The organism is Bradyrhizobium sp. CCBAU 25338 (genome assembly GCF_028128965.1).
Taxonomy (GTDB): Bacteria; Pseudomonadota; Alphaproteobacteria; order Rhizobiales; family Xanthobacteraceae; genus Bradyrhizobium; species Bradyrhizobium liaoningense.
The window spans coordinates 129,071-147,688 of sequence record NZ_LFKY01000040.1; the positions used below are offsets into that span (position 1 = coordinate 129,071).

Consider the following 18,618-nt stretch of genomic DNA (forward strand, 5'->3'; position numbering starts at 1 on the left):
ATGACGACGGGCGGTCACGGAACTGACGGTGTCGAGCGGCGCGGATTGATGTTCGTGCTGTCCTCGCCCTCGGGTGCGGGCAAGACGACACTGTCTCGTCTCCTGATCGAGCGGATGCCGGGCTTGAAAATGTCGGTCTCGGCGACCACGCGGCCGATGCGCCCGGGTGAGGTCAACGGCAAGGACTATACGTTCGTCGACAAGGCCACATTCGATGCCATGGTGAAGGCCGACGAGCTGCTGGAATGGGCGACGGTGTTCGACAACAGCTACGGCACGCCGCGTGGTCCCGTCGAGGCGGCGCTGTCGGCCGGGCAGGACGTGCTGTTCGACATCGACTGGCAGGGCACGCAGCAATTGAAGCACAAGGCCCGCGAGGACGTCGTCAGCGTCTTCATCCTGCCGCCGTCAGCGGCCGACCTCGAGAAGCGCCTGCATTCGCGCGCACAGGATTCCGACGAGGTGATCCGCAAGCGCATGAGCCGCGCCAGCCACGAGATGAGCCACTGGGCCGAGTACGACTACATCGTGATCAACCACGACGTCGACGAGGCCTTCGCCGAGGTGCAGTCGATCCTGAAGGCCGAACGCCTCAAGCGCGAGCGGCGGATTGGCCTCGTAGGCTTCGTGCGAAGTTTGCAAGGTCAGCTTCAAGGTTAGGCCGCGACAGGCGCGGCCCTTCCTTCGCCAGCTGTTCGAGCATCGTCGTGATGACGTCGATGTCGACCGCGTCGGTGTCATGACCTTGCGGCGCGCTATCGCGATTCTCGCCGATTTCGTTGGCGGCGAGCTGCGGAGCTGCGGCCACGGTCGCGATTGTCTTGCCGACCGCCTTCATCTCGACCTTGTCTCTTCTGACCTCGACAGGTTCTGCGGCCGGGGCGGCGGCCCGTTGCCTGCGCGCGTCGATCAGCTCGATCTCGCGACCGATCGCGGCGAGTTTTGTCCCTTGTTTCTTCGGCTGCGGACGTACCGCATCGAAGTCGATGGGGTGCGGCGGCCGGGCGTCGGCCGGCGTTGAAGCGAGCCAGGGCGCACGGCTTCCGTCTTCGTTCTGTATCTCCCGATCGCCCCAATGTCCGTGGCGGTCGGCGGACTGGCGGCGGGCGCGCACGCCGGCGAGGCGGTAGACGACGCTGCCAAGGATTCCAGCGAGCGCCAGCGCGCCGCCGATCACGAGCAACAGCGTCTGGAGCGAGCCGGTCGGCTTGTCGGTCGTGCTGTCTGCCGCGGCGAGCGTCACCGGGGACGGGGATTTTGACGGCTTTGCGCCCGGTTGTGCGGGTGCCGCGACGACGGTTGGTGCCGGCGGCGCAGGCGGAGCGGACGCTGTGGAGACATCGGGCCATGGCGGAGCGCCGGCGGGTTGCTGCGCGTTGCCGTCTGCGGTCTGCTCCGCGACTTGTTGGACCGGTGTCGCGGCGGCTTGCGCGGGGGCGTTCGGCGTCTTCGCGGCGGCGCTGCTCCGCGGCGTCAGATATTCGGCGCGCGCGTCCTGCACCGCGTGCTGCTGCGGCGCCGGCGCATCTGCCGTCGGAGTATCGCTCGGAGCCTGCGCAGTCTGTGCGGCTTTCGCGCTGTCCTTGTCGCCGGCGGCACGCAGGTACCAGCATTGCCGCTTGGTGGTGCGTTCGAGGCGGTAGTACCAGTGCTGTCCCTGCGGCGCGGCGCCCTTTGGCGCTGCGAGGCAGTCGGAAGCCGTGCTGGCAGCGCTCGATGGGGCCGGCGCGTTCTGCGACACGGCAGCCAGCGGTGCGCCGGCAATGATGCCGCCAATAAGCGCAGATACGAATTTTGCGGTTCGGTTGCCCATCCTGGTCTCCCGGTTACGCATGACGCAACTCTCAACCAGCCCTTTCTCGTCAAAGAGTTGGGTGGCAATGAGCCGCAAATCCGGAGAGGATGTGGCTTGAATCGGGCCTGTGGCGCGTGTGTTCCGCCGCGATGTCAGGCTTTTCCGCCTTACTGCTTGGCTGAACTCCAGGTTCCGCCGCAGCCGTCGGAGCGACGCCACGTCCCGGACCCGCTGCGGCCGCCGAGACGGCCGGAGCCCGTGAAGGTCACGCCATCGCCTTGACCGACTGTCCGAACGGAGCCGCTCGGGCTGACGGTACCGCTGACCCCCTGGCCGATGACCTTGCCCGAGGAGACGACGACCGCACCGGACGTGGTGCCACCGCAGCCGACGCTGGTCACCACCCAGGCGCCGTCAAAGCCGCCACCGCCGCTTCCGCCACCGCTTCGCCGGGATGACGAGCGCGGCTCGTCGGCCGGCTTGCTCCGGCGTGCGGACGGAGCCGGTTCGGCCGAGCGGTCCGAACGCGAGCCCGACAGCGACTTCTCGTCATTGCCGATCGAGCCGCCGGCGCTGCCGGACTGCGCGAAGGCGGACGACGAGGCGATGACGAGGTTGAGGAGAAAGGCGAGGGCAGTCGTACGGGTGACGGCGTTGGACATGAGCAAAAAATCCGAATGAAAAAAGGTATCAGCGGCCGGAGCCGTCCGCACAGACGGATCCGATAATGCGGCAAGCTTTGCCAGCCTTGCCGCATTCGTCAAGCGCAGCGTCTTTCGCGCGCTGCACGCTGTCGCGCTGGACCAGCGACCACGACTTGTCGGAAATGGCGAAGGCACCGCAGCTTCGGCCGTAGAACGAGAGCTCGATCGGACATTTGGCGCCGGCGCAATTGCCACGCGCATCCGCGACCGAGGCACGCCGCGAGGCGTGGTTCCACGACATGCCCCATTTGCTGCTGTCGGGCCCGTAGACGATCGAGCCCCAGGGCTTCAGGTCTTCCATCTTGCGCATTCGCAGCAGCAGGCCTTCGGTTGCTTCACCTGTCGCGGCCATCGAAATCCGCTGCTGGAGTTTCGTGATGGCGCGCGTCAGGCCGTCGGGCGTGTCAGGATCGAAATTGAGCTCGTAAAGCCGCTCGCTCAATTCACTGAGCAGCGCGGCATCGCGCAAGGGCACGCGGTCGGGGTCGGCGCGCAGGCGCTCCGCAGGCAGGGGATCGGGCTGCATCGCCGCGACCTGCGGCGGTGCGGTTTGCGTCGGCGGCACGAAATAGAACGTGCCGTCGATCGGCGAGGACGACACCCAGGGCTGCTGCGCGCCCGCGGTGGCGCGTTTCACGGCAAGACCGACCTGGTTGAAGGTCTGAAACACGTCGAGGCCAGCGACCCGGATCGTGGTCGCCAGCGCCTTGGTATAGGGACTGTGGCCGTCGCTGCCGTCCTGGGCAACGTTGCCGGGCTGGGTCGCGTAGGAGATCAGCGTGCCTTCGGGCGCGCGCATCTGTGCCAGGCCGCCGTCCGAGCCGCGCAGGCCGCGTGAGCCAAAGGGGTTGTTGCGACACGCATCGAGGATCACGAGGTTGAGCCGCGTGCCGGAGCCCTGCATCTGGCGCAGCACGAGGTTGACGTCGGTCATCTGGAAATCGACGTCGGCTTCGCGGGTCGGGTTGGCGCCGACGGGCACGAGGTAGTTGGAGCCCGCCACCTGCACGCCGTGGCCGGCATAATAGAACAGCGCGACGTCGGCGCCCTGGACCTGCCGGCCAAAGCTCTGCACCGCGATATCCATCGCGCCCTTGTCGAGATCGAGCTGCGCGCGTCCGCCGACCAGCGTGAAGCCGAGCACGCCGAGCGTCTCCGCCATCAGGCTCGCGTCCCTCGACGGGTTGTCGAGCGGGGTGATGTTCTTGTAGGCGGAGTTGCCGACCACGAGCGCGATGCGCTTCTCGGCCGAGGCTCGAAGCGTCGTGGCAGCGAGTATGATGGCGACCAGCGCGGCCAACCCCAGGACGCGATTGAAAATCCTCGCGCGCATCAAAATGCCTCAAAATAACGGCGCCATCCTACCAGCCCGGCGCGCGGACGGAAAGCGGCGTGACATGCCGTGCGATGCCGCCTGTCCATTCGAACCGACGAGCGCACATGCCTTCGCGATCTCGCGGCGTGTGTCGCCCGAGGCTTGCTGTCGTTCCCGCCCGATGGTGGCCAAAGGGCGCAGGGAAGGCCGGGCGCCGGCGACGGAAAGCGATCTTGCCGTCCGTGCCAAAGACTTCCTTCCCGATGTCGATGCCGATCGAGGCCAAAGGCTGTGTGGTGGTGTCCATGGGCTGTTTTTCCGCATGCTGCAGGGTAGTCTTTGCAGACTATCCCCGCGGAGGAAGCAGCCGGTCCATCCCATTAGCCGACATTGGTCGCAGCAATCAGGCCACTTGAATAGGCTCGCATCAACGGATCGGCATTGCCGCGTAGTTGCCGACCTAGCATGATTGACATACTGCCCATAAGTTATCTCTGGGACCATGCTTGGCCGGGTCATGGTAAGAAGCCGAATAACGGGCAAAGCGAGACTTGGGTATCCGAGGAAAGCAAGAGTGTCGGACACGGAACGGGCTGCAGAGGCCGAAGCGATCCGCAGCAAATTGATAGCGCTGGAAGAATACCGAAAGCTTCTCAACGGCAGTGAACTGACGTCGAATTGGCTGCTCGTCAATCAATCCATGATCGACACATTTGCTGATGCCACTAGAGATCATCAATTTATCCATGTCGATCCGATGCGCGCCAAGGCTGAAGCTCCGTTCGGAGGAACGATCGCGCACGGCTTCCTGACACTATCATTGCTATCTACCCTCGCTTTCGACGTCATGCCGGGCGTCGAAGGGACCCGCATGGGCGTCAATTACGGTTTCGAGCGCGTGCGTTTCCTGAGCCCCGTCAAATCCGGAACACGCGTGCGCGGGAGATTTCGTTTAATCGGTCTGACGGAACGCGCGGTATCCTTGCAATCCGCGTGGGAAACCGTGGTTGAAGCGGAAGGCGCAGCTAAGCCCGCGCTAGAAGCGCACTGGATTACTCTCGCGTTAGTAGACCCGCCGCAATGACTAGCTTTGTCATGCGCACAAGTCTTTACGAAAGCATAGGCTTCCTCCCCACATCAATTGGGAACAAGGAGGAGAGGCCCATTCTCGTTACTACGTCCTTAGGGTAGCAAAGGGGGCGGACCTACATTCCCCTAATCGCCGATTTCTGCAACTAGGCAAGCAGGTCTGCTGTTGCCCCTTAGCTGATGCCGCTGCGGCTGAGGTTGAGGTCAGCTGTGATCCGGAGCGAGACTTCTCTCGCATTTGCCTACGCCCTTGCTGGCTGCGCCAAATGGGTTTGGCGCCTTTTCCGACCTTCATGCTTCAAGCCACTTGCCGCATCCCTCAGGCGATCGGTCGTACGACGGATTGAGTCCTTGCGCCCGATCAAGCCCGTTCCACCTCGAAACTTCTCGCCTCCGCCGTCGTTGAATCGCGGCTGAGGAGCAAGCATGCCGGTCAAGGATCAGATCAAGAACTTTGCCAGAAAGCTCGTGGAGGAGCATCCCGATGCGGCGACGCTGCGGGCGCTGGTGCGGACGCGGAAACCGGCTGCCATCCATCTTCGCGACGATGGCATCGTGCCGAACAATCCGCGTTTTCCGGTGCTGCTTTATCGCGGGGCGGTGAAGCTGAAGGGCCGGCGTTTTCCGCCGGAGGTCATCATCGACACGCTGTTCGACACGAACGGCTGGCGCCGGTCGTGGCGCGACACCGTGTACGACTTCGTCCACTACCATTCGCAGATCCATGAAGTGATGGGCGTGGCGCGCGGCACGGCGAGGATCGAGTGCGGCGGCATCAAGGGTCGCATCCTGAATGTGAAAGCCGGTGACGTTCTGGTCCTGCCCGCGGGCACGGGACACCGGCTGATCGAGTCCAGCCGGGACTTTCTTGTCGTCGGAGCATACCCGCAGGACGGCACGTACGACGAGTGCACCGACACGCGGGAGCGTGCTGATGCCGTCAGGCGCATCGCCAAGGTCCGGAAGCCGAAGACAGATCCTATCCTCGGGCCCCGCGGCGCGCTGGTCCAACACTGGCGGGCGCAGCCGTCGCGATCGTAAAGGATTGGATGCGCGCGTGATCGACGCATGCCCGGTCTCTCCGGGAACGCTGGCGGCCTACGCGAGTTGCCGCACATGTCTCTTCCGAAGTCAAAAGGCTGGCTTACCGAGATCGGCGTCGCCACCTCGCGCCCGGCCGCGTTTGCCGTCTTCCTGGCCTATGGCATCGCCTGGATCACGCTGGGCAACGGACTCGAATGGCACTCGTTCGCGACGCTGGCGACATGGGGCATGACGCTGGTGATCCAGCGCGCCGAGCACCGCGACACCCAGGCGATCCATGCCAAGCTCGACGAACTGCTCAAGGTGGCCGGCCGCGACCACGTCATGAAGGTCGACGACGAGGACGCCGAGGAGGTCGAGACCCGGCGGGAGGAGATTCGACGCACGAGCTAGCACCTCCTATGCCGGCTCGCTCAGCTCAGATAGTCGGGCCTGAAGTCCGCAAGCCTGCGCAGCTCGTCGGGCTGGAGCAGCTCGATCTCGCTGCCCTCCCATGCAATCAGCCCGCGATGCCTCAGTTCCTGGATGGTACGATTGACGTGGACGATCGAGAGCCCGCAGGCGTCCGCAACATGCCGCTGCGTCATCGGAATCTGGAAACTGCAGTCCCTGACAAGGCCGACGATCTCCAGCCTTGCGGCAAGTTCGCAGATGAGATGCGCGACCTTGGGCAGCGCTGCCTGCGCGCCGAGGCGCGCGATCCATTGCCGCGAGATCGCCGCGTCGATCAGCGTCTCGCGCCAGAAGGCGCGGGTCAGGTGGATCGAGCCGTCGAGAAGCTGGCGCAGCTGGCTGTGCGCGACGGTGCCGACGATGGTCGGACCGAGCCCGACGAGGTCCGCATCCATCCGCGAGACCAGCAGGGTGTGCAGGCACGGCATGTCGCCGGGCACGTGGAAGGCGACGATCTGGCTGCGATCGGCGACGATGCGGGCCTGGTAGAGGAAGCCGCTGACGACGAAGACACAGCGTGAAGCGGCCTCACCCTGGCGCAGCACGATCTCGCCATCCGCAACCTGGCGCAGCGTGGACGGCAAGCCCGCGATCTGGCGGCGTTCGTCCTCGGACAGGCCTTCGACCGCCTGGAGACGTGCGATGAACTTCGGATGCGGCATGGGACCAGTGGCGCGCTCAGTCGTCCCGCCGGGTCGCGTCGAGCGGGCGCTGCGAGAGTCTTGCGATGGTCCGGTCCGAGACCGGCACGGAGCGGAACTCGCGGATGGCACGGGCCAGCTCCTGATCCGACATCGGGTGGGCCGGCTCCTGCAGCGTTCCCTTGAGCAGGGCGTCGCCGATGCTGTCCAGGTGCTCGTGCGTGTCAGATGCAAACAGGCCGCAGATGCGTTCCAGGATCGTGGTAGGGCTCATGAGATGGCCGGCTCGGTGCGAGATTAGGGATGCGGCTGCGATCCGGTACGTCGCAAGCCGGTTAGCAACCTGTGCTTCCGACCGGCGTTCTAGTCCGCTGAACCCAAGCCGGACGTATCATTTGATAGAACCGGCGCGATTTTTGGCGCTCCATGGAAAAAGCCCACGACGTACTGATCCGGAACCTCTCCGAGCATACCGCTCTGGCAGACGAGGACATCGCGGAAATCCGGGCGCTCACCTTCACGCTGCGCGATTTGGAGCCCAACGAGGATTTCATCCGTCAGGGCGACGAACCCGAACATTCGGTGCTGGTCGTCTCCGGCATGGTCGCGCGCTACCACCTGCTCGGGAGCGGGCGGCGGCAGTACCTGGCGTTCCATCTCACCGGCGACCTTCCGGATGCGCAGGGGCTGTTCATCGACCAGATGGACCACGGATTGAGCGCGCTGGGGCCGGCCTCAGTTGCCTTCATCCCGCATCGCGAATTGTTCATCGCCTTCCGGCGGCGGCCAACCTTTGCGCTGGCCGTGTGGCGCGAGACGCTGCTCGATGCCGCGATCTTTCGCGAGGCCATCACCAACAACAGCGCCCGGTCGATGCAGGCGCGCATGGCACACCTGTTTTGCGAGCTGTTCTACCGCGCCCGCTCGGCGCAGCTGGTCCGCGGCAATCGCTGCCGCGTGCCGATCAGCCTGGCCCAGCTCGGCGAGACGCTGGGCATGGCGATCGCGACGGTGAACCGGACGCTCGCCGACCTCAGGCGAAGCGGCATCATGGATCTGCGCGAGGGAGAGCTGATCGTGCTGAAATGGCGCGAGCTGCAGCGGCTCGGAGATTTCAGTCCGGTCTATCTGCACCTGAGGCGGCAGTCGCCGCCGGTTGCGTGAGGCGAGGACATTAGCCCTCGGCGGTTGCCGCTGCGCCTCGCACCTCATCGAAATACTTGTTCACCCAGTTGTTGCAACAGCAGGCTCTTGCTTCGAGTGCCGATGCGTCGAGGATCAGGATGGCGCCGCGGCGGGTCGCGAGGATGCGCCTCGCCTTGAACATCTGGATGACACGGCTGGCATAGCTGCGGGAGACGCCCAGCATGCCGGCGAGCTGCTCGTGGGTGAGAGGGATCTCGGCTCCGCCGATATGCTCCTGCGCGGAGATGATCCATTTGGCGGCGCGCTGCTCGATGGAATGGGCGGCGTTGCAGGCCGCGGTCTGCAGCAGCTGCGCGAACTGGCAGTCGGCATAGCGCAAGAAGACCTCCTGGAGCGTGGCCGACCTCTGCTGCGCCTGCTCGAGCGCGCGCAGCGGCAGCCGGACCAGGGTGCCGCCGAGCTTCACCACGATGCGCGAATAGGCGAGCGAAGGCGTGCGGCCGGCGGCAATGCCCACCGCACCCTCGCGTCCCACCAGCAGGCTTTCGACCTCGCGATCATCCTCGACCGGCACCGCGAAGGACACGAGGGCGGGACCGCAGGGGAAATGAACCGCTGCGACGTCGTCGCCGGCGTGATGCAGGATGTGGCTCGCCTCGAGTTCGACCGACTGGAGGTGAGGCGCGAGCAGTTCGAAGTCCTGGGGATTGAGCTGCCGGAGCAGATCGTTCTGGGGCCGACCGGTCACAATGTGTTCTCTTGGCGGGCCGCGAATCGGCGCCAGCGGAAACCTACTTTTCCGCGGCGGAACCGACGGTTCCAAAGTGCACACAACGGATGTTCGGACGTTGAAAACTACGCCTTCAGCTTCCGGGATTTCCGGCCTTGCCCGACGGCCACCCGTCCTCGATCCGGTCCTAAAGCATGATCCGGAAAAGTGCGCAGCGGTCTTCCGAAAAGATCATGCTTAAACAACAACCTAAAGCGCGATGACGATTCATCCTAATCGCATCGCGCTTTAGAGCGTGATGAGACGAGGCTTGATCGCTGCAACGACGGAGGTGCACTCCCTCTCCCGCTCGCGGGAGAGGGTCGGGGAGAGGGTAGTTCCGCGATGGGACAATCCCCAAGAGGAGAAAGCCCTCACCCGGCGCTTCGCGCCGAGCTCTCCCGCAAGCTTGCGCGAGAGGTGAACGAGCCGCGGCAATCGATTCAACCTAAAGCCATTCCGCTTTAACCCCGCCGGGCGGCGCGGGAGGCGATGATCCTTCATCTGAAGTGCGCTTCGCAGTCCGGCGAAGATCGGCTTAGCGCGGCGTGCGCGCGGTAGGCATCGATAGCCTTGTTCGCCAGCATCAACTGCCGGCGCTCACCGGTCCTGAGCTGCGCTTCGATGGAGTCGAGCAGGAAGTTCGCGCTCTCGTCCGGTGGACCGAGCTCGCCGCTCGTCTCCAGGCAGCTCCAGGCGATGAAGAACGCGCTTTCGACGGTGCAGCGAATGGACATGCGCAGCCAACGCGGCCGGGCTGAAGGCGTTCCGTGCGGCGGGCGAGACTTCGGTCAGGCCCGCCGCTCAGTGAGTCAGTTCTTCAGCACGATGCGGCCGACGACCTTGCCGGCACGCAGCTCGTCGATCCATTTCTGGACGTCGCCCATCGGCTCCTCGCGCATCGGCGTCGGCTTGATCTTGCCAGCGCGCGCCAGCGCCATCAGCTCGTGGGCTTCGGCGAGCGTGCCGACCATGAAACCTTCGATGGTCATGCGCTTGTAGACCCATTGCACCATGGGCAGCGTGAACTGGCCGCCCATCAGGCCGGAGACCACGATCTTGCCGCCGCGTGCGGCGACCGCAACCGCGAACGCCATCGACTTCTCGTTGCCGGCGAAATCCACGATCTCGTCGAAGCCGCCCTCGGTCTCCTTGAGGATGCGCTTGATGACGTCAGGCTCGGCCGGGTCATAGGCGACGGCCGCGCCGTTCTTGAGCGCGGTCTCGCGCGCGGCCGGCGAGAGGTCGGCGACCGTGATCGGCTGCTTGAACATCGCCTGCGCGAACGACAGGCCCATCATGCCGACGCCGCCGAGGCCGATCAGCAAGAGGTTGCGCTGGCGCGGACGATCGACCAGGCGCTTGAGCGCGCCGTAGGCGGTGACGCCGGAGCACATCAAGGTCGCAGCCTGGTTGACGGGAAGGGGATCGTAATCGAGCAAATATTTCGCGTCGGGCACCAGCACGTGGGTGGCGAAGCCGCCGTCGATGGAGACGCCGAGGAAGCGCTGCTTGACGCAGAGGTTCTCGTCGCCGTTCTGGCAATCGCGGCACTGGCCGCAGCCGATCCACGGGAAGACGGCTTTCTTGGCGCCGACGAGGCTGGCGGCGACATCCGGGCCGACTTCGTCGACGACGCCGGCGATCTCGTGGCCGAGCGTGAAGGGCAGCGTCATGCCGCGCGTGGTGTCGAGCTTCTTGCCGCCGCCGAGATCGGCATAGCCGTCCTGGATGTGCAGGTCGGAATGGCAGAGGCCGCAGCGCTCGATACGCACCAGCACCTCAGCGCCTTTCGGCTTGGGCGTGTCCACGATGGTCTCGCACAGCGGCGCATCGAACTTGACCAGGGATTGCCGACGCATCAACGCCATATTCCTTCCTCCGAAATTAGTTCATTGTTTGAGCATGACCTGTTTCGGAAGACCGCTTCGCACGTTGCGCTAACGCGGCCCTTCGGGTCCGGATCATGCTGCTTCGCTGCGTATATCGGCCAATTCGCGCGCCATGGCAACAAAGCCTGGAATCGGAATGGTCTCGGCGCGCCGCGTCGCATCGACGCCAGCTGCGCTCGCGAGCCGCGCGGGATCGACGCCGAGCGACTTCAGGCTTTGCCGCAGCATCTTGCGGCGCTGGCCGAACGCTGCGGCGGCGACCTGCTCCAGGAGCCTGCGATCGCAGGGCAAAGGCTCCGGGCGCGGCACCAGGCGCACGACGGAGGAGGTGACCTTCGGCGGCGGCACGAAGGCGGACGGCGCAATGTCGAACAGGATCTTGGTCTCGCAGCGCCAGTTGGCGAGCACGCCGAGCCGGCCATAGGCCTCCTCGTCCTCGCGCGCCACGATGCGCTCGCCGACCTCGCGCTGGAACATCAAGACCATCATCTCGTACCAGGGCGGCCAGGGCTCGATGGTGAGCCAATTTATGAGAAGCTGGGTCGCGATGTTGTAGGGCAGGTTGGCGACGATTTTTGCGCGTTCGCCCGAGAGCAGCGGGCGCGGATCGAACGTCATGGCGTCGCCATGCACGATCTCGAGCCGGCCGGGATAGCGCGCCGAAATATCCTGCAAGGCGGGGATCGCGCGCTCATCATGCTCGATGGCGATGACGCGCCGGGCGCCGAGCGCGAGGAGCGCCCGCGTCAGCCCGCCCGGGCCGGGGCCGATCTCGACGATGGTCGCCTCGTCCAGCGGCGCGGCTGCGCGCGCGATGCGCGCGGTCAGATTGAGGTCGAGCAGGAAGTTCTGGCCGAGCGATTTCCTTGCCGACAGCGCGTGCTGGCGAATGACCTCGCGCAGCGGCGGGAGGTCGTCGATCGCGCCCATCAGCTTTGGGAAGCGGCCATGCGGCGCGCAAGCTTGAGCGCCGCGATCAGGCTCGCCGGATTGGCCTTGGCCGTCCCGGCGATGTCGAAGGCGGTGCCGTGATCGGGCGAGGTGCGGATGAAGGGCAGGCCGAGCGTGACGTTGACGGCGTCGTCGAAGGCGACCGTCTTGATCGGGATCAGCGCCTGGTCGTGATACATGCAGACCGCACAGTCATAGGTCTGTCGCGCAGCCTCGTGGAACATGGTGTCGGCGGGCAGCGGGCCCCTGGCTTCGATGCCCTCGTTGCGCAGCACTTTCAGCGCCGGGGCGATGACGGTCTGCTCCTCGTGGCCGAGCGATCCGTCTTCGCCGGCATGCGGATTGAGGCCGGAGACCGCGATGCGCGGCTTTGCGATGCCGAAGCGGGACTTCAGTTCGGTGGCGACGATGCGTACGGTCGAGACGATCAGGGCGCTGGTGAGCTGGGCCAGCGCATCGCGCATCGAGACGTGGATGGTCACGGGCACCACGGCGAGCTGTGGCGACCACAGCATCATCACCGGCTGCGGCACGTGGCCGTCCTCTGCGGCAAGCTCGGCGAGGAACTCGGTGTGGCCGGGATGGCGGAAGCCGGCGCGGTAGAGCACGCTCTTGGCGATCGGGTTGGTGACGACGGCGCCGGCACGACCCGCGCGCACGTCCATGACCGCCTGACGGATCGAGGCGAGCGCGGCCGGCGCGCTGGATGCGTCGGGCTTGCCGGGCTCGGCGGTCGCGCGCTCGCCGGTCGCGACCACGGGCAGGGCATCAGTAAAGGCGGAAGCGGCCTCACTGGGGCTCACCGCAGCGATCCTGATGTCGGCGCCGAGCGCTTTGGCGCGCTGCGCGATCAGCGCCTCGTCGCCGAGCAGGTAGAAAGCGGGCAGGTTCAGCTCACGGCGCCTGAGCCAGGCCGCGATCGTGATGTCGGGGCCGATGCCGGCGGGCTCTCCCAGGGTCAGGGCAAGGGGCTTGGCTGCGGACTTGGCTGCGGACTTGGCGGAAGGCTCTAGAAGGGACTTGGCCATCAGCGGTTGCGATATTCGATCATCGCGGCCTTGCGGAGCTCATCGAGATAGGCCTTCTGGGTCTTCTCGTACTTCTCCTGGTACATCTTCTCGCGGACCTCGCGCTTCTTGGGCGTGTCGATCATGGTCGGCTTGCGCGAGCACAGGACGACCATCTCGATGCCCGCCTTGGTCACCTCGGGCGCGGTCAGGTGGCCGATCGGGGTGTCGTCGAGCACCTTGCGCAGCGGCTCGGGCAGCTCCGCGGTGGTCTTGGTGACGGTGTCGCGGATGGTGGCGTTCGGCGTCGAGCGGAACAGCGAATTGGCCTCTTCGCAGCTCCCGACGCGCGCGCGATAGGTCTCGGCTTCCTTCTTCCGTGTTTCCAGGAACGCGGGGGCCGAGCCGCGGGGCACGATCAGCACGATCGGCTGCATCTTGTATTCGGTGCCCTCGACCTGAAGCTTCTCGCCGGTCTGGGCCTGCACGGCCTGCGCGACGTCGCGCTCGCCGACCTGGAGGCGCTCCTTGTAGCGGCCGCGCACGAGGCTGGTCCAGACCATCTCGGCCTTCATGCGGCCCTTCAGCGTCTCGGGTCGGACGCCCTTGGATTCGAGGGACTTGGTGAGCTGATCCGGCGTGATGCGCATGCGCTGCGCCATGCCTTCATACGACTGGTTGATGTCGGAGACGCCGGGATCGACACCGTACTTCTTGCCTTCCTTGAGCTTCACCCTGTCGTCGATCAGCTCGTTGATGACCTCCTGGCGGCTCGGGGTCTTCTGCGTCGTCAGCTGGTCGAGCTTCGAGCGCTGCTCGATGTCGAAATCGGTGATCGGCTCGCCATTGACCATGACGACGATGTTCTGCGCGCGCGACGGCGAGGGCAGAGCGGTCAGCATCAGGCCGGCACCAATGGCGAGAAGGAGGCGGAAGACAGGGAATGGGGTCGTCATGATGTCGCTCGCATGTCAACCGCGTCGTGATGGGGCAAACGCGGCCGGCACTTCAAACCGTTCACTGGAGGCCGGAGGAACTGCTGGTCGTCGACGAGTTCGCCAGCGTGCGCAGGCCGATTTGGAGCATGAACGCGTGACTCAGCACGGGCGGTGCGGTGCCCGCGGAATAGCTATACGAAGTTACATAGTTCGCCGCCAGCACGAAGCAATCGTCGACATAGCCGGCCCCGACCACATACTGGTTGATCTTGTTGGCCTCGAGGTCCCAGCGCGCCGAGCCCGACACCACCCAGTTGGTCGCGATCTTCAGCGAGCCTGTGGTCAGGATGCCCTCGCGGCGGGTCAGATAGCCGAGCTCCGGCTGCGCCGCGTAATTGCCGTACATCATGCTGACCGACCAGCGATTGAAGTTGGCGCGGCCCTCAGCCTCGAAGCGCTGCACGTTCCAGGTCTGCTCGTCCATGCGGGAGCGGACGCTGAACGTGTAGGTGCTGTTGGGCGAATAGCTGGCGCTCGCGACGTAATCGGACCGCGGCTTGTCGAGGCCGGAATCCAGGCCGGTATTGATGCTGTCCCGGACCGCGTAGGAGTTCAGGCCGAACAGCTGATAGGACTGGCCGAACAGCACCTTGACGGCGCCGCCCTGGTCGAACTGCGTGGTGGACTGCACGCCGACATTGGCGCGGCCGCCGCCCTCGACGCGGTCGTAGCCGGAGAACTTGTCCACGCTGAACAGGTTCGAGGTGTCGAACACCATGCTCTGGGCGTCCTCGTTCGGCAGCTTGCCGGCATAGGTCTCGTTCGGGCGGATGATGATCTGCGCGATCGGCTCGATGGTGGTCGAGCCCCAGGGCTGGATGTTGATGAAGGGATAGCGGTACTCCAGGCCTACGGTCGGCATCAGGCGGAGCGCCTGGGTGTCGCCGACGGGCAGGTAATTCGACACGCCGGGCTGGTTGGAGACCGAGGAGTTGATCGCGTCGGCGCGCAGGCTGGCGAACGGCGTCCAGATCTGGCCGAGCGGATCGGTGAAGGATTTGCGCCACTGCGCCTCCGCCGTGAGGCGGGTGTAGGTGCCGGGGAAGCCGCGCAGCAGGCACTGCGAGGGCGTACGGGCCAGCGGATCGGCCGACGCCGTGGTGCACAGGCTGCTGGTGTTGGCGACCGTCGTGATCGGATCGAACACCGCCTGGTCACGCGACAGGTTCACGAAATTGGTCTTGTAGCTGAACTCGCCGCCGAACACGGGATAGTTGAGCACGTTGGAGTAGTCGATCACCGGATAGACGATCGGCACCTGGCTCTGGTTGCCCGAATAGCTCAGCCAGTACATCGTGCGCGCATCGAAGAAGCTGCGGTTGCCGACGCCGGTCAAATAGAGCTGCGACAGCGCTTCCGTCGGCAGAAGCAGGAACGAGCCGAGCGGGTCGCGGTACTGATAGAGCCGGTAGTCCGAGAAGAAATAATAGTCGGACATCAGGACGCCGTCCCAGCCCCAGACCCATTTGTCGTTCAATGCGAACTGACCCTTGGTGTCGATGGCGCCGCGGAAGTCGCGGTCGCCGGGCTGCCCGGCAAACGCTCCGGGATCGAGCTGGTTGATGCCGTACGCGCGGATCTGGTAGGCGCCGTCGAGCAGGCGCTGTCGGAATTCGCCCTGCAGCAGCACGCCTTGCCGCGACAGGAAGCGCGGGGTGAAGGTTGCGTCCATGTCGGGCGCGATCGCCCAATAATAGGGAACCTCGACCCCATAGCCCGTGTTGTCCGTGCCGGAAATATAACCCGGCATCAGGAAGCCGCTCTTCCGCTTCACGGTCGGGTCGGGCGTCGAGAAATAGGGCATGTAGGCGAGCGGCACGCCGAAGAATTCGAGCTGTGCGGTCTCGAAATACAGCATCTTCTCCTGCTGGTCGTGGATGATGCGCGCACCCTTGACCTGCCACAATGGCGGCTTCTTCGGATCGTCCTTGCACGGCGCGCAGGCCGTGTAGACGCCGTTCTCGAACACCGTGTAGTTGCCGCTGGAGCGGTCGGCGCGGCTCGCGGCCATGCGGGTCTGGTCGGCCGTGTCCACGCGCAGCGAATCGACGAAACCGTCGCGGTAATCGTCGGAGAGATCCATGATCTCGGCATAGGTGATCTTGCCGTCGGCATCCGTCATGCGGATGTTGCCTTCGGCATGCAGCCGCTTGGTCTTCTGGTCGTAGATGACCCTGTCGGCCTCGACGCTGGTGCCGTTGTAGAACAGCTGGACGTTACCGACCGCGGAGACGCGCGAATTGTTGTAGTCGTAGTCGACCTCGGTCGCCTGAACCAGCATCTGGTTGTCGTTGGCGGCCCTTGGCGGCTTGGGGCGCGGCGGCAGCGGATTGTAGGTGTATTGGGCGAAGGCCGGTGCCACGGCGGCAATGTCGATCAGCCCGCCGAGCGAGGCAGCGGTAACGACGGCAAGCAGCAGCCTGAGGATGGACAAGCCCCCCCCGTTCGCGCGCACCACGGTACGCCGCGTCAAACGAGACACGAGCCCTCGGCGGACGGCAGTCACTATCCGTCCTCCTGATAGAGCAAGGCCAAAAAGCCGGTGAGGCCGCCCACCACAACGGGCAACCACGCCGCAGCGATCGGATGCATCAACTCAGCCTTGCTCAAATCCTCAGTTACTTTCGACAGAACGTAGAGCAGAAAGCCTGCGCCCACGCCACTCAAAACCATCTTCTGCACGCCGCCCATCCGGAAGAAGCGCAACGACACGGAGGCCGCGAGCATCACCATGGCCGCAAGCAAAAACGGCTGTGCCAGAAGCTTCTGATACTGGAGTCGGTAACCGGCTGTCGCGAAGCCCGAGCTTTCGGAGGAGCGGATGTAGCTCGGTAGTTGCCAAAAAGACACAGTTTCGGGTGTGGAAAAGCTGTTGCGGACCTGCGCCTCGGTCAGCGTGGTCGGAATCTCCAGGCTGGCCTGCTCGATCGGTGGCGCGTCCAGCGAGAAGCGGCGGACGCCCTTGAACAGCCAACGGCCGGCCTCGAGCGTCGCCTCGCGCGCCTCGACCCGTTCCTTGAAGTGCTGGTCCGGGTCAAACCGGAACAGCGTGAGCCCCGTGAGCCGGATGCCCTGCTGCTCGCTCCGCGCCGCATTGATGATCGTCTGGCCGTCGTTGGTCACCTGATTGAGCCAGAAGCCGGAGGCGTCCTGGATACCGCCGCCGGGCGCCGAGCCGAACAGCTCGGCTTCCATGCGCTTGGAGGCCTCGCGTAAGTTGGCCGACATCGGATTGTAGGCGACGGTGGCGATCACCCCGATCAAGAGTGCGCTGCCGAGCGCCGGCGAGATGAACTGCCATGCGGAGATGCCGGCGGCGCGCGCCACCACGAGCTCGAGCCGGCGGGAGAGGGCGAGATAGCAGGTCATGGCGCCGATCAGCATGCAGAACGGCGTCAGCTTCTCCAGCAGCTGCGGCACCCGGAACAGCGAGGTCTCGGCCACCATGATCGCGGAGGCGGAGGCGAGGCCCGAGGTCTTGCGCACCATCTCGATGTAGTCGACCAGCACCAGCAGCAGGAAGATGCTGGCGAACACGCCGAGCGCCGCCACCACGAAGCGGCCGGCGAAATAGCGCCCGAGTGTGTTGGTGAGCATGCTCATGCGGCGGCCGGGCGTCCGAACAGCCGCGCGATCCGTGCGTTCGACCTGTTGATGGCCTCCATCAGGCCGGGAGGCGGCTCGACCACGAGGCCGCCGACAATCATCCACAGCCCGACGCCGATGGCGCCCGTGACCATCGCGTATTGGACCAGCACCGCGCCCGGAGATTTCACCGCCATCACCGAGCAGGCGAAGCCGGCCATGCGCAGGCCGAACACGGCGAGGATCGAGGAGCCGATCGAGAAATTGCGGCTCTGGCGGGTGGTGCGAGGCGCGCCCAGGAAGGCGAAGGTCAGTACCGCAAAGGCGAAGGGATAGACCGGCGCCAAGATGCTGTCGTGCAGGGCCGAGCGGAACTGGCCGGGAATCTGCTTGTAGACGGGATCGTCCTCGGACGGCGAGAACAGCTCCCAGAGATACCGTTCGCGGATGCCGAGGGTGACGTCGCGGCCCTGGCCCGAGAACTTCGACATGTCGAAGCCGTAGCGGCCGAAGGCCACCAGCGCGGGATCGCGCTTGCCCGCCTCGAAGCGCTGGAGATTGCCGGTCTCCAGCACCAGGAAAGAGCCGGTGTCGTTCTTCACGACCTCGCCATGCTCGGCCACGATCGAGACGCGCTCGTTGGGATCGCGGCGGTCGTCGATGAAGATGCCGGCGAGGATGCCGCCGGGCAGGCGCTCGCGGATCCGGATCGTCAGGTTCTTGTCGAGCTGGGCGAAGCGGCCGGGCTGGAGGATGTTGGTGAGCACGTCCGCGGTGATCTCGGCGTCCCACTGCTTGATCCGCCGCATCCCGTCGGGGGCGAGATAGGCCGCGATGAAGGCAACCAGCAGCGCCACCACGCAGGTGGCATAGAAGAACGGATAGAACAGCCGGAACGGCGAGAAGCCGGCGGCATTCATCACGATGATCTCGGAATCGGTCGCGAGCTTGTTCAGCGTGTGCGAGATCGCGATCATCAGCGCGATCGGCGAGATGATCAGGACCAGGGCCGGGATGACCAGGCTGGTGATGCCGAGGAAGGTGAGGATGGTCTGACCCTGGCTCGTCATCAGGTCGATGCCGCGCAACGCCTGCGTAATCCAGATCACGCCGGTGAGGCTGACCAGGACCAGCGCAAACGACGCCAGCGTCGTGCGGAAGATATACCTATCGATCGACCCCATGCGCTACCGCACGAATCCCCATCAGCCCCGATGTCGACCAGAATT

20 protein-coding genes are annotated in these 18,618 nt (G+C 65.2%); 5 read left to right on the forward strand and 15 right to left on the reverse strand.

Features of this window, described 5'->3' with window-relative positions:
- On the forward strand, window positions 1–660 hold the full coding sequence (gene gmk / locus ACM42_RS24980) for a guanylate kinase (RefSeq protein WP_271530385.1): 660 nt from the start codon (window positions 1–3) through the stop codon (window positions 658–660).
- Here the strand turns inward: gmk and ACM42_RS24985 are convergent.
- The 4 genes from ACM42_RS24985 to ACM42_RS25000 all read right to left on the reverse strand — a co-directional run bounded on the left by ACM42_RS24985 (window position 593) and on the right by ACM42_RS25000 (window position 4,121).
- Window positions 593–1,813, reverse strand: coding sequence for a hypothetical protein (locus ACM42_RS24985; RefSeq protein ID WP_271530386.1), 1,221 nt, complete (start codon window positions 1,811–1,813; stop codon window positions 593–595). The two genes, gmk and ACM42_RS24985, sit on opposite strands and share 68 nt — an antisense overlap.
- A 149-nt stretch (window positions 1,814–1,962) precedes the next feature.
- The gene (locus ACM42_RS24990; RefSeq protein WP_271530387.1) at window positions 1,963–2,457 is read right to left on the reverse strand and encodes a hypothetical protein; all 495 of its coding nucleotides are present in this window, start codon (window positions 2,455–2,457) and stop codon (window positions 1,963–1,965) included.
- Between the two features lie 28 nt (window positions 2,458–2,485).
- Window positions 2,486–3,832, reverse strand: a complete 1,347-nt coding sequence (locus tag ACM42_RS24995) for a caspase family protein (protein ID WP_271530388.1) — start codon at window positions 3,830–3,832, stop codon at window positions 2,486–2,488.
- 28 nt (window positions 3,833–3,860) lie between these two features.
- A complete protein-coding gene (locus ACM42_RS25000) occupies window positions 3,861–4,121 on the reverse strand; it encodes a hypothetical protein (protein WP_271530389.1) in 261 nt (86 codons plus the stop codon).
- A gap of 267 nt (window positions 4,122–4,388) precedes the next feature.
- Between ACM42_RS25000 and ACM42_RS25005 the strand changes: the two genes are divergently transcribed.
- The 3 genes from ACM42_RS25005 (at window position 4,389) to ACM42_RS25015 (ending at window position 6,340) form a co-directional block, all read left to right on the forward strand.
- A complete protein-coding gene (locus ACM42_RS25005; RefSeq protein WP_442868944.1) occupies window positions 4,389–4,898 on the forward strand; it encodes a MaoC family dehydratase in 510 nt (169 codons plus the stop codon).
- 431 nt (window positions 4,899–5,329) lie between these two features.
- Window positions 5,330–5,944, forward strand: coding sequence for a cupin (locus tag ACM42_RS25010; RefSeq protein WP_271530390.1), 615 nt, complete (start codon window positions 5,330–5,332; stop codon window positions 5,942–5,944).
- A gap of 75 nt (window positions 5,945–6,019) precedes the next feature.
- On the forward strand, window positions 6,020–6,340 hold the full coding sequence (locus tag ACM42_RS25015; protein ID WP_028182064.1) for a low affinity iron permease family protein: 321 nt from the start codon (window positions 6,020–6,022) through the stop codon (window positions 6,338–6,340).
- Between the two features lie 20 nt (window positions 6,341–6,360).
- Here the strand turns inward: ACM42_RS25015 and ACM42_RS25020 are convergent, their stop codons facing one another.
- Together ACM42_RS25020 and ACM42_RS25025 are read right to left on the reverse strand one after the other, a co-directional pair.
- Window positions 6,361–7,062, reverse strand: coding sequence for a Crp/Fnr family transcriptional regulator (locus ACM42_RS25020; RefSeq protein WP_035680313.1), 702 nt, complete (start codon window positions 7,060–7,062; stop codon window positions 6,361–6,363).
- A gap of 16 nt (window positions 7,063–7,078) precedes the next feature.
- The gene (locus tag ACM42_RS25025; RefSeq protein ID WP_271530391.1) at window positions 7,079–7,315 is read right to left on the reverse strand and encodes a hypothetical protein; all 237 of its coding nucleotides are present in this window, start codon (window positions 7,313–7,315) and stop codon (window positions 7,079–7,081) included.
- A 152-nt stretch (window positions 7,316–7,467) separates the two neighbouring features.
- Between ACM42_RS25025 and ACM42_RS25030 the strand changes: the two genes are divergently transcribed.
- Window positions 7,468–8,205, forward strand: coding sequence for a Crp/Fnr family transcriptional regulator (locus tag ACM42_RS25030; RefSeq protein WP_271530392.1), 738 nt, complete (start codon window positions 7,468–7,470; stop codon window positions 8,203–8,205).
- A gap of 10 nt (window positions 8,206–8,215) precedes the next feature.
- Here the strand turns inward: ACM42_RS25030 and ACM42_RS25035 are convergent, their stop codons facing one another.
- From ACM42_RS25035 to lptF, 9 genes are all read right to left on the reverse strand, one after another.
- Complete coding sequence (locus ACM42_RS25035) at window positions 8,216–8,935, reverse strand: Crp/Fnr family transcriptional regulator (protein ID WP_271530393.1); 720 nt, start codon at window positions 8,933–8,935, stop codon at window positions 8,216–8,218.
- Between the two features lie 521 nt (window positions 8,936–9,456).
- Entirely contained in the window at window positions 9,457–9,693 is a 237-nt protein-coding gene (locus ACM42_RS25040; protein WP_271530394.1) for a hypothetical protein, read from the reverse strand.
- 75 nt (window positions 9,694–9,768) lie between these two features.
- Window positions 9,769–10,827, reverse strand: coding sequence for an alcohol dehydrogenase (locus ACM42_RS25045; RefSeq protein ID WP_271530395.1), 1,059 nt, complete (start codon window positions 10,825–10,827; stop codon window positions 9,769–9,771).
- 93 nt (window positions 10,828–10,920) lie between these two features.
- Window positions 10,921–11,778, reverse strand: a complete 858-nt coding sequence (rsmA, locus tag ACM42_RS25050; RefSeq protein WP_239623251.1) for a 16S rRNA (adenine(1518)-N(6)/adenine(1519)-N(6))-dimethyltransferase RsmA — start codon at window positions 11,776–11,778, stop codon at window positions 10,921–10,923.
- Complete coding sequence (gene pdxA, locus ACM42_RS25055; protein ID WP_271530396.1) at window positions 11,778–12,827, reverse strand: 4-hydroxythreonine-4-phosphate dehydrogenase PdxA; 1,050 nt, start codon at window positions 12,825–12,827, stop codon at window positions 11,778–11,780. The genes rsmA and pdxA overlap by 1 nt, the downstream gene beginning before the upstream one ends.
- A complete protein-coding gene (locus tag ACM42_RS25060; RefSeq protein ID WP_271530397.1) occupies window positions 12,827–13,762 on the reverse strand; it encodes a SurA N-terminal domain-containing protein in 936 nt (311 codons plus the stop codon). The genes pdxA and ACM42_RS25060 overlap by 1 nt, the downstream gene beginning before the upstream one ends.
- 61 nt (window positions 13,763–13,823) lie before the next feature.
- The gene (locus ACM42_RS25065) at window positions 13,824–16,310 is read right to left on the reverse strand and encodes an LPS-assembly protein LptD (protein ID WP_271530398.1); all 2,487 of its coding nucleotides are present in this window, start codon (window positions 16,308–16,310) and stop codon (window positions 13,824–13,826) included.
- The gene (gene lptG / locus ACM42_RS25070) at window positions 16,310–17,407 is read right to left on the reverse strand and encodes an LPS export ABC transporter permease LptG (protein ID WP_271530399.1); all 1,098 of its coding nucleotides are present in this window, start codon (window positions 17,405–17,407) and stop codon (window positions 16,310–16,312) included. The genes ACM42_RS25065 and lptG overlap by 1 nt, the downstream gene beginning before the upstream one ends.
- Window positions 17,404–18,573: an LPS export ABC transporter permease LptF gene (gene lptF, locus ACM42_RS25075; RefSeq protein ID WP_271530400.1), complete on the reverse strand. Its 1,170-nt coding sequence runs from the start codon at window positions 18,571–18,573 to the stop codon at window positions 17,404–17,406. The genes lptG and lptF overlap by 4 nt, the downstream gene beginning before the upstream one ends.
- Window positions 18,574–18,618: the final 45 nt, after the last annotated feature.

Excerpts from the sequence above, each read along its gene's own strand:
- ACM42_RS25025 (WP_271530391.1), bottom strand. The coding sequence starts at position 7,315 with ATGAGCCCTACCACGATCCTGGAACGCATCTGCGGCCTGTTTGCATCT.
- pdxA (WP_271530396.1), bottom strand. The coding sequence starts at position 12,827 with ATGGCCAAGTCCCTTCTAGAGCCTTCCGCCAAGTCCGCAGCCAAGTCC.
- ACM42_RS25045 (WP_271530395.1), bottom strand. The coding sequence starts at position 10,827 with ATGGCGTTGATGCGTCGGCAATCCCTGGTCAAGTTCGATGCGCCGCTG.
- ACM42_RS25015 (WP_028182064.1), top strand. The coding sequence starts at position 6,020 with ATGTCTCTTCCGAAGTCAAAAGGCTGGCTTACCGAGATCGGCGTCGCC.
- lptG (WP_271530399.1), bottom strand. The coding sequence starts at position 17,407 with ATGAGCATGCTCACCAACACACTCGGGCGCTATTTCGCCGGCCGCTTC.
- ACM42_RS25000 (WP_271530389.1), bottom strand. The coding sequence starts at position 4,121 with ATGGACACCACCACACAGCCTTTGGCCTCGATCGGCATCGACATCGGG.
- ACM42_RS25010 (WP_271530390.1), top strand. The coding sequence starts at position 5,330 with ATGCCGGTCAAGGATCAGATCAAGAACTTTGCCAGAAAGCTCGTGGAG.
- lptF (WP_271530400.1), bottom strand. The coding sequence starts at position 18,573 with ATGGGGTCGATCGATAGGTATATCTTCCGCACGACGCTGGCGTCGTTT.
- gmk (WP_271530385.1), top strand. The coding sequence starts at position 1 with ATGACGACGGGCGGTCACGGAACTGACGGTGTCGAGCGGCGCGGATTG.
- ACM42_RS25030 (WP_271530392.1), top strand. The coding sequence starts at position 7,468 with ATGGAAAAAGCCCACGACGTACTGATCCGGAACCTCTCCGAGCATACC.
- ACM42_RS24990 (WP_271530387.1), bottom strand. The coding sequence starts at position 2,457 with ATGTCCAACGCCGTCACCCGTACGACTGCCCTCGCCTTTCTCCTCAAC.
- rsmA (WP_239623251.1), bottom strand. The coding sequence starts at position 11,778 with ATGGGCGCGATCGACGACCTCCCGCCGCTGCGCGAGGTCATTCGCCAG.
- ACM42_RS25060 (WP_271530397.1), bottom strand. The coding sequence starts at position 13,762 with ATGACGACCCCATTCCCTGTCTTCCGCCTCCTTCTCGCCATTGGTGCC.
- ACM42_RS25040 (WP_271530394.1), bottom strand. The coding sequence starts at position 9,693 with ATGTCCATTCGCTGCACCGTCGAAAGCGCGTTCTTCATCGCCTGGAGC.
- ACM42_RS25020 (WP_035680313.1), bottom strand. The coding sequence starts at position 7,062 with ATGCCGCATCCGAAGTTCATCGCACGTCTCCAGGCGGTCGAAGGCCTG.
- ACM42_RS24995 (WP_271530388.1), bottom strand. The coding sequence starts at position 3,832 with ATGCGCGCGAGGATTTTCAATCGCGTCCTGGGGTTGGCCGCGCTGGTC.
- ACM42_RS24985 (WP_271530386.1), bottom strand. The coding sequence starts at position 1,813 with ATGGGCAACCGAACCGCAAAATTCGTATCTGCGCTTATTGGCGGCATC.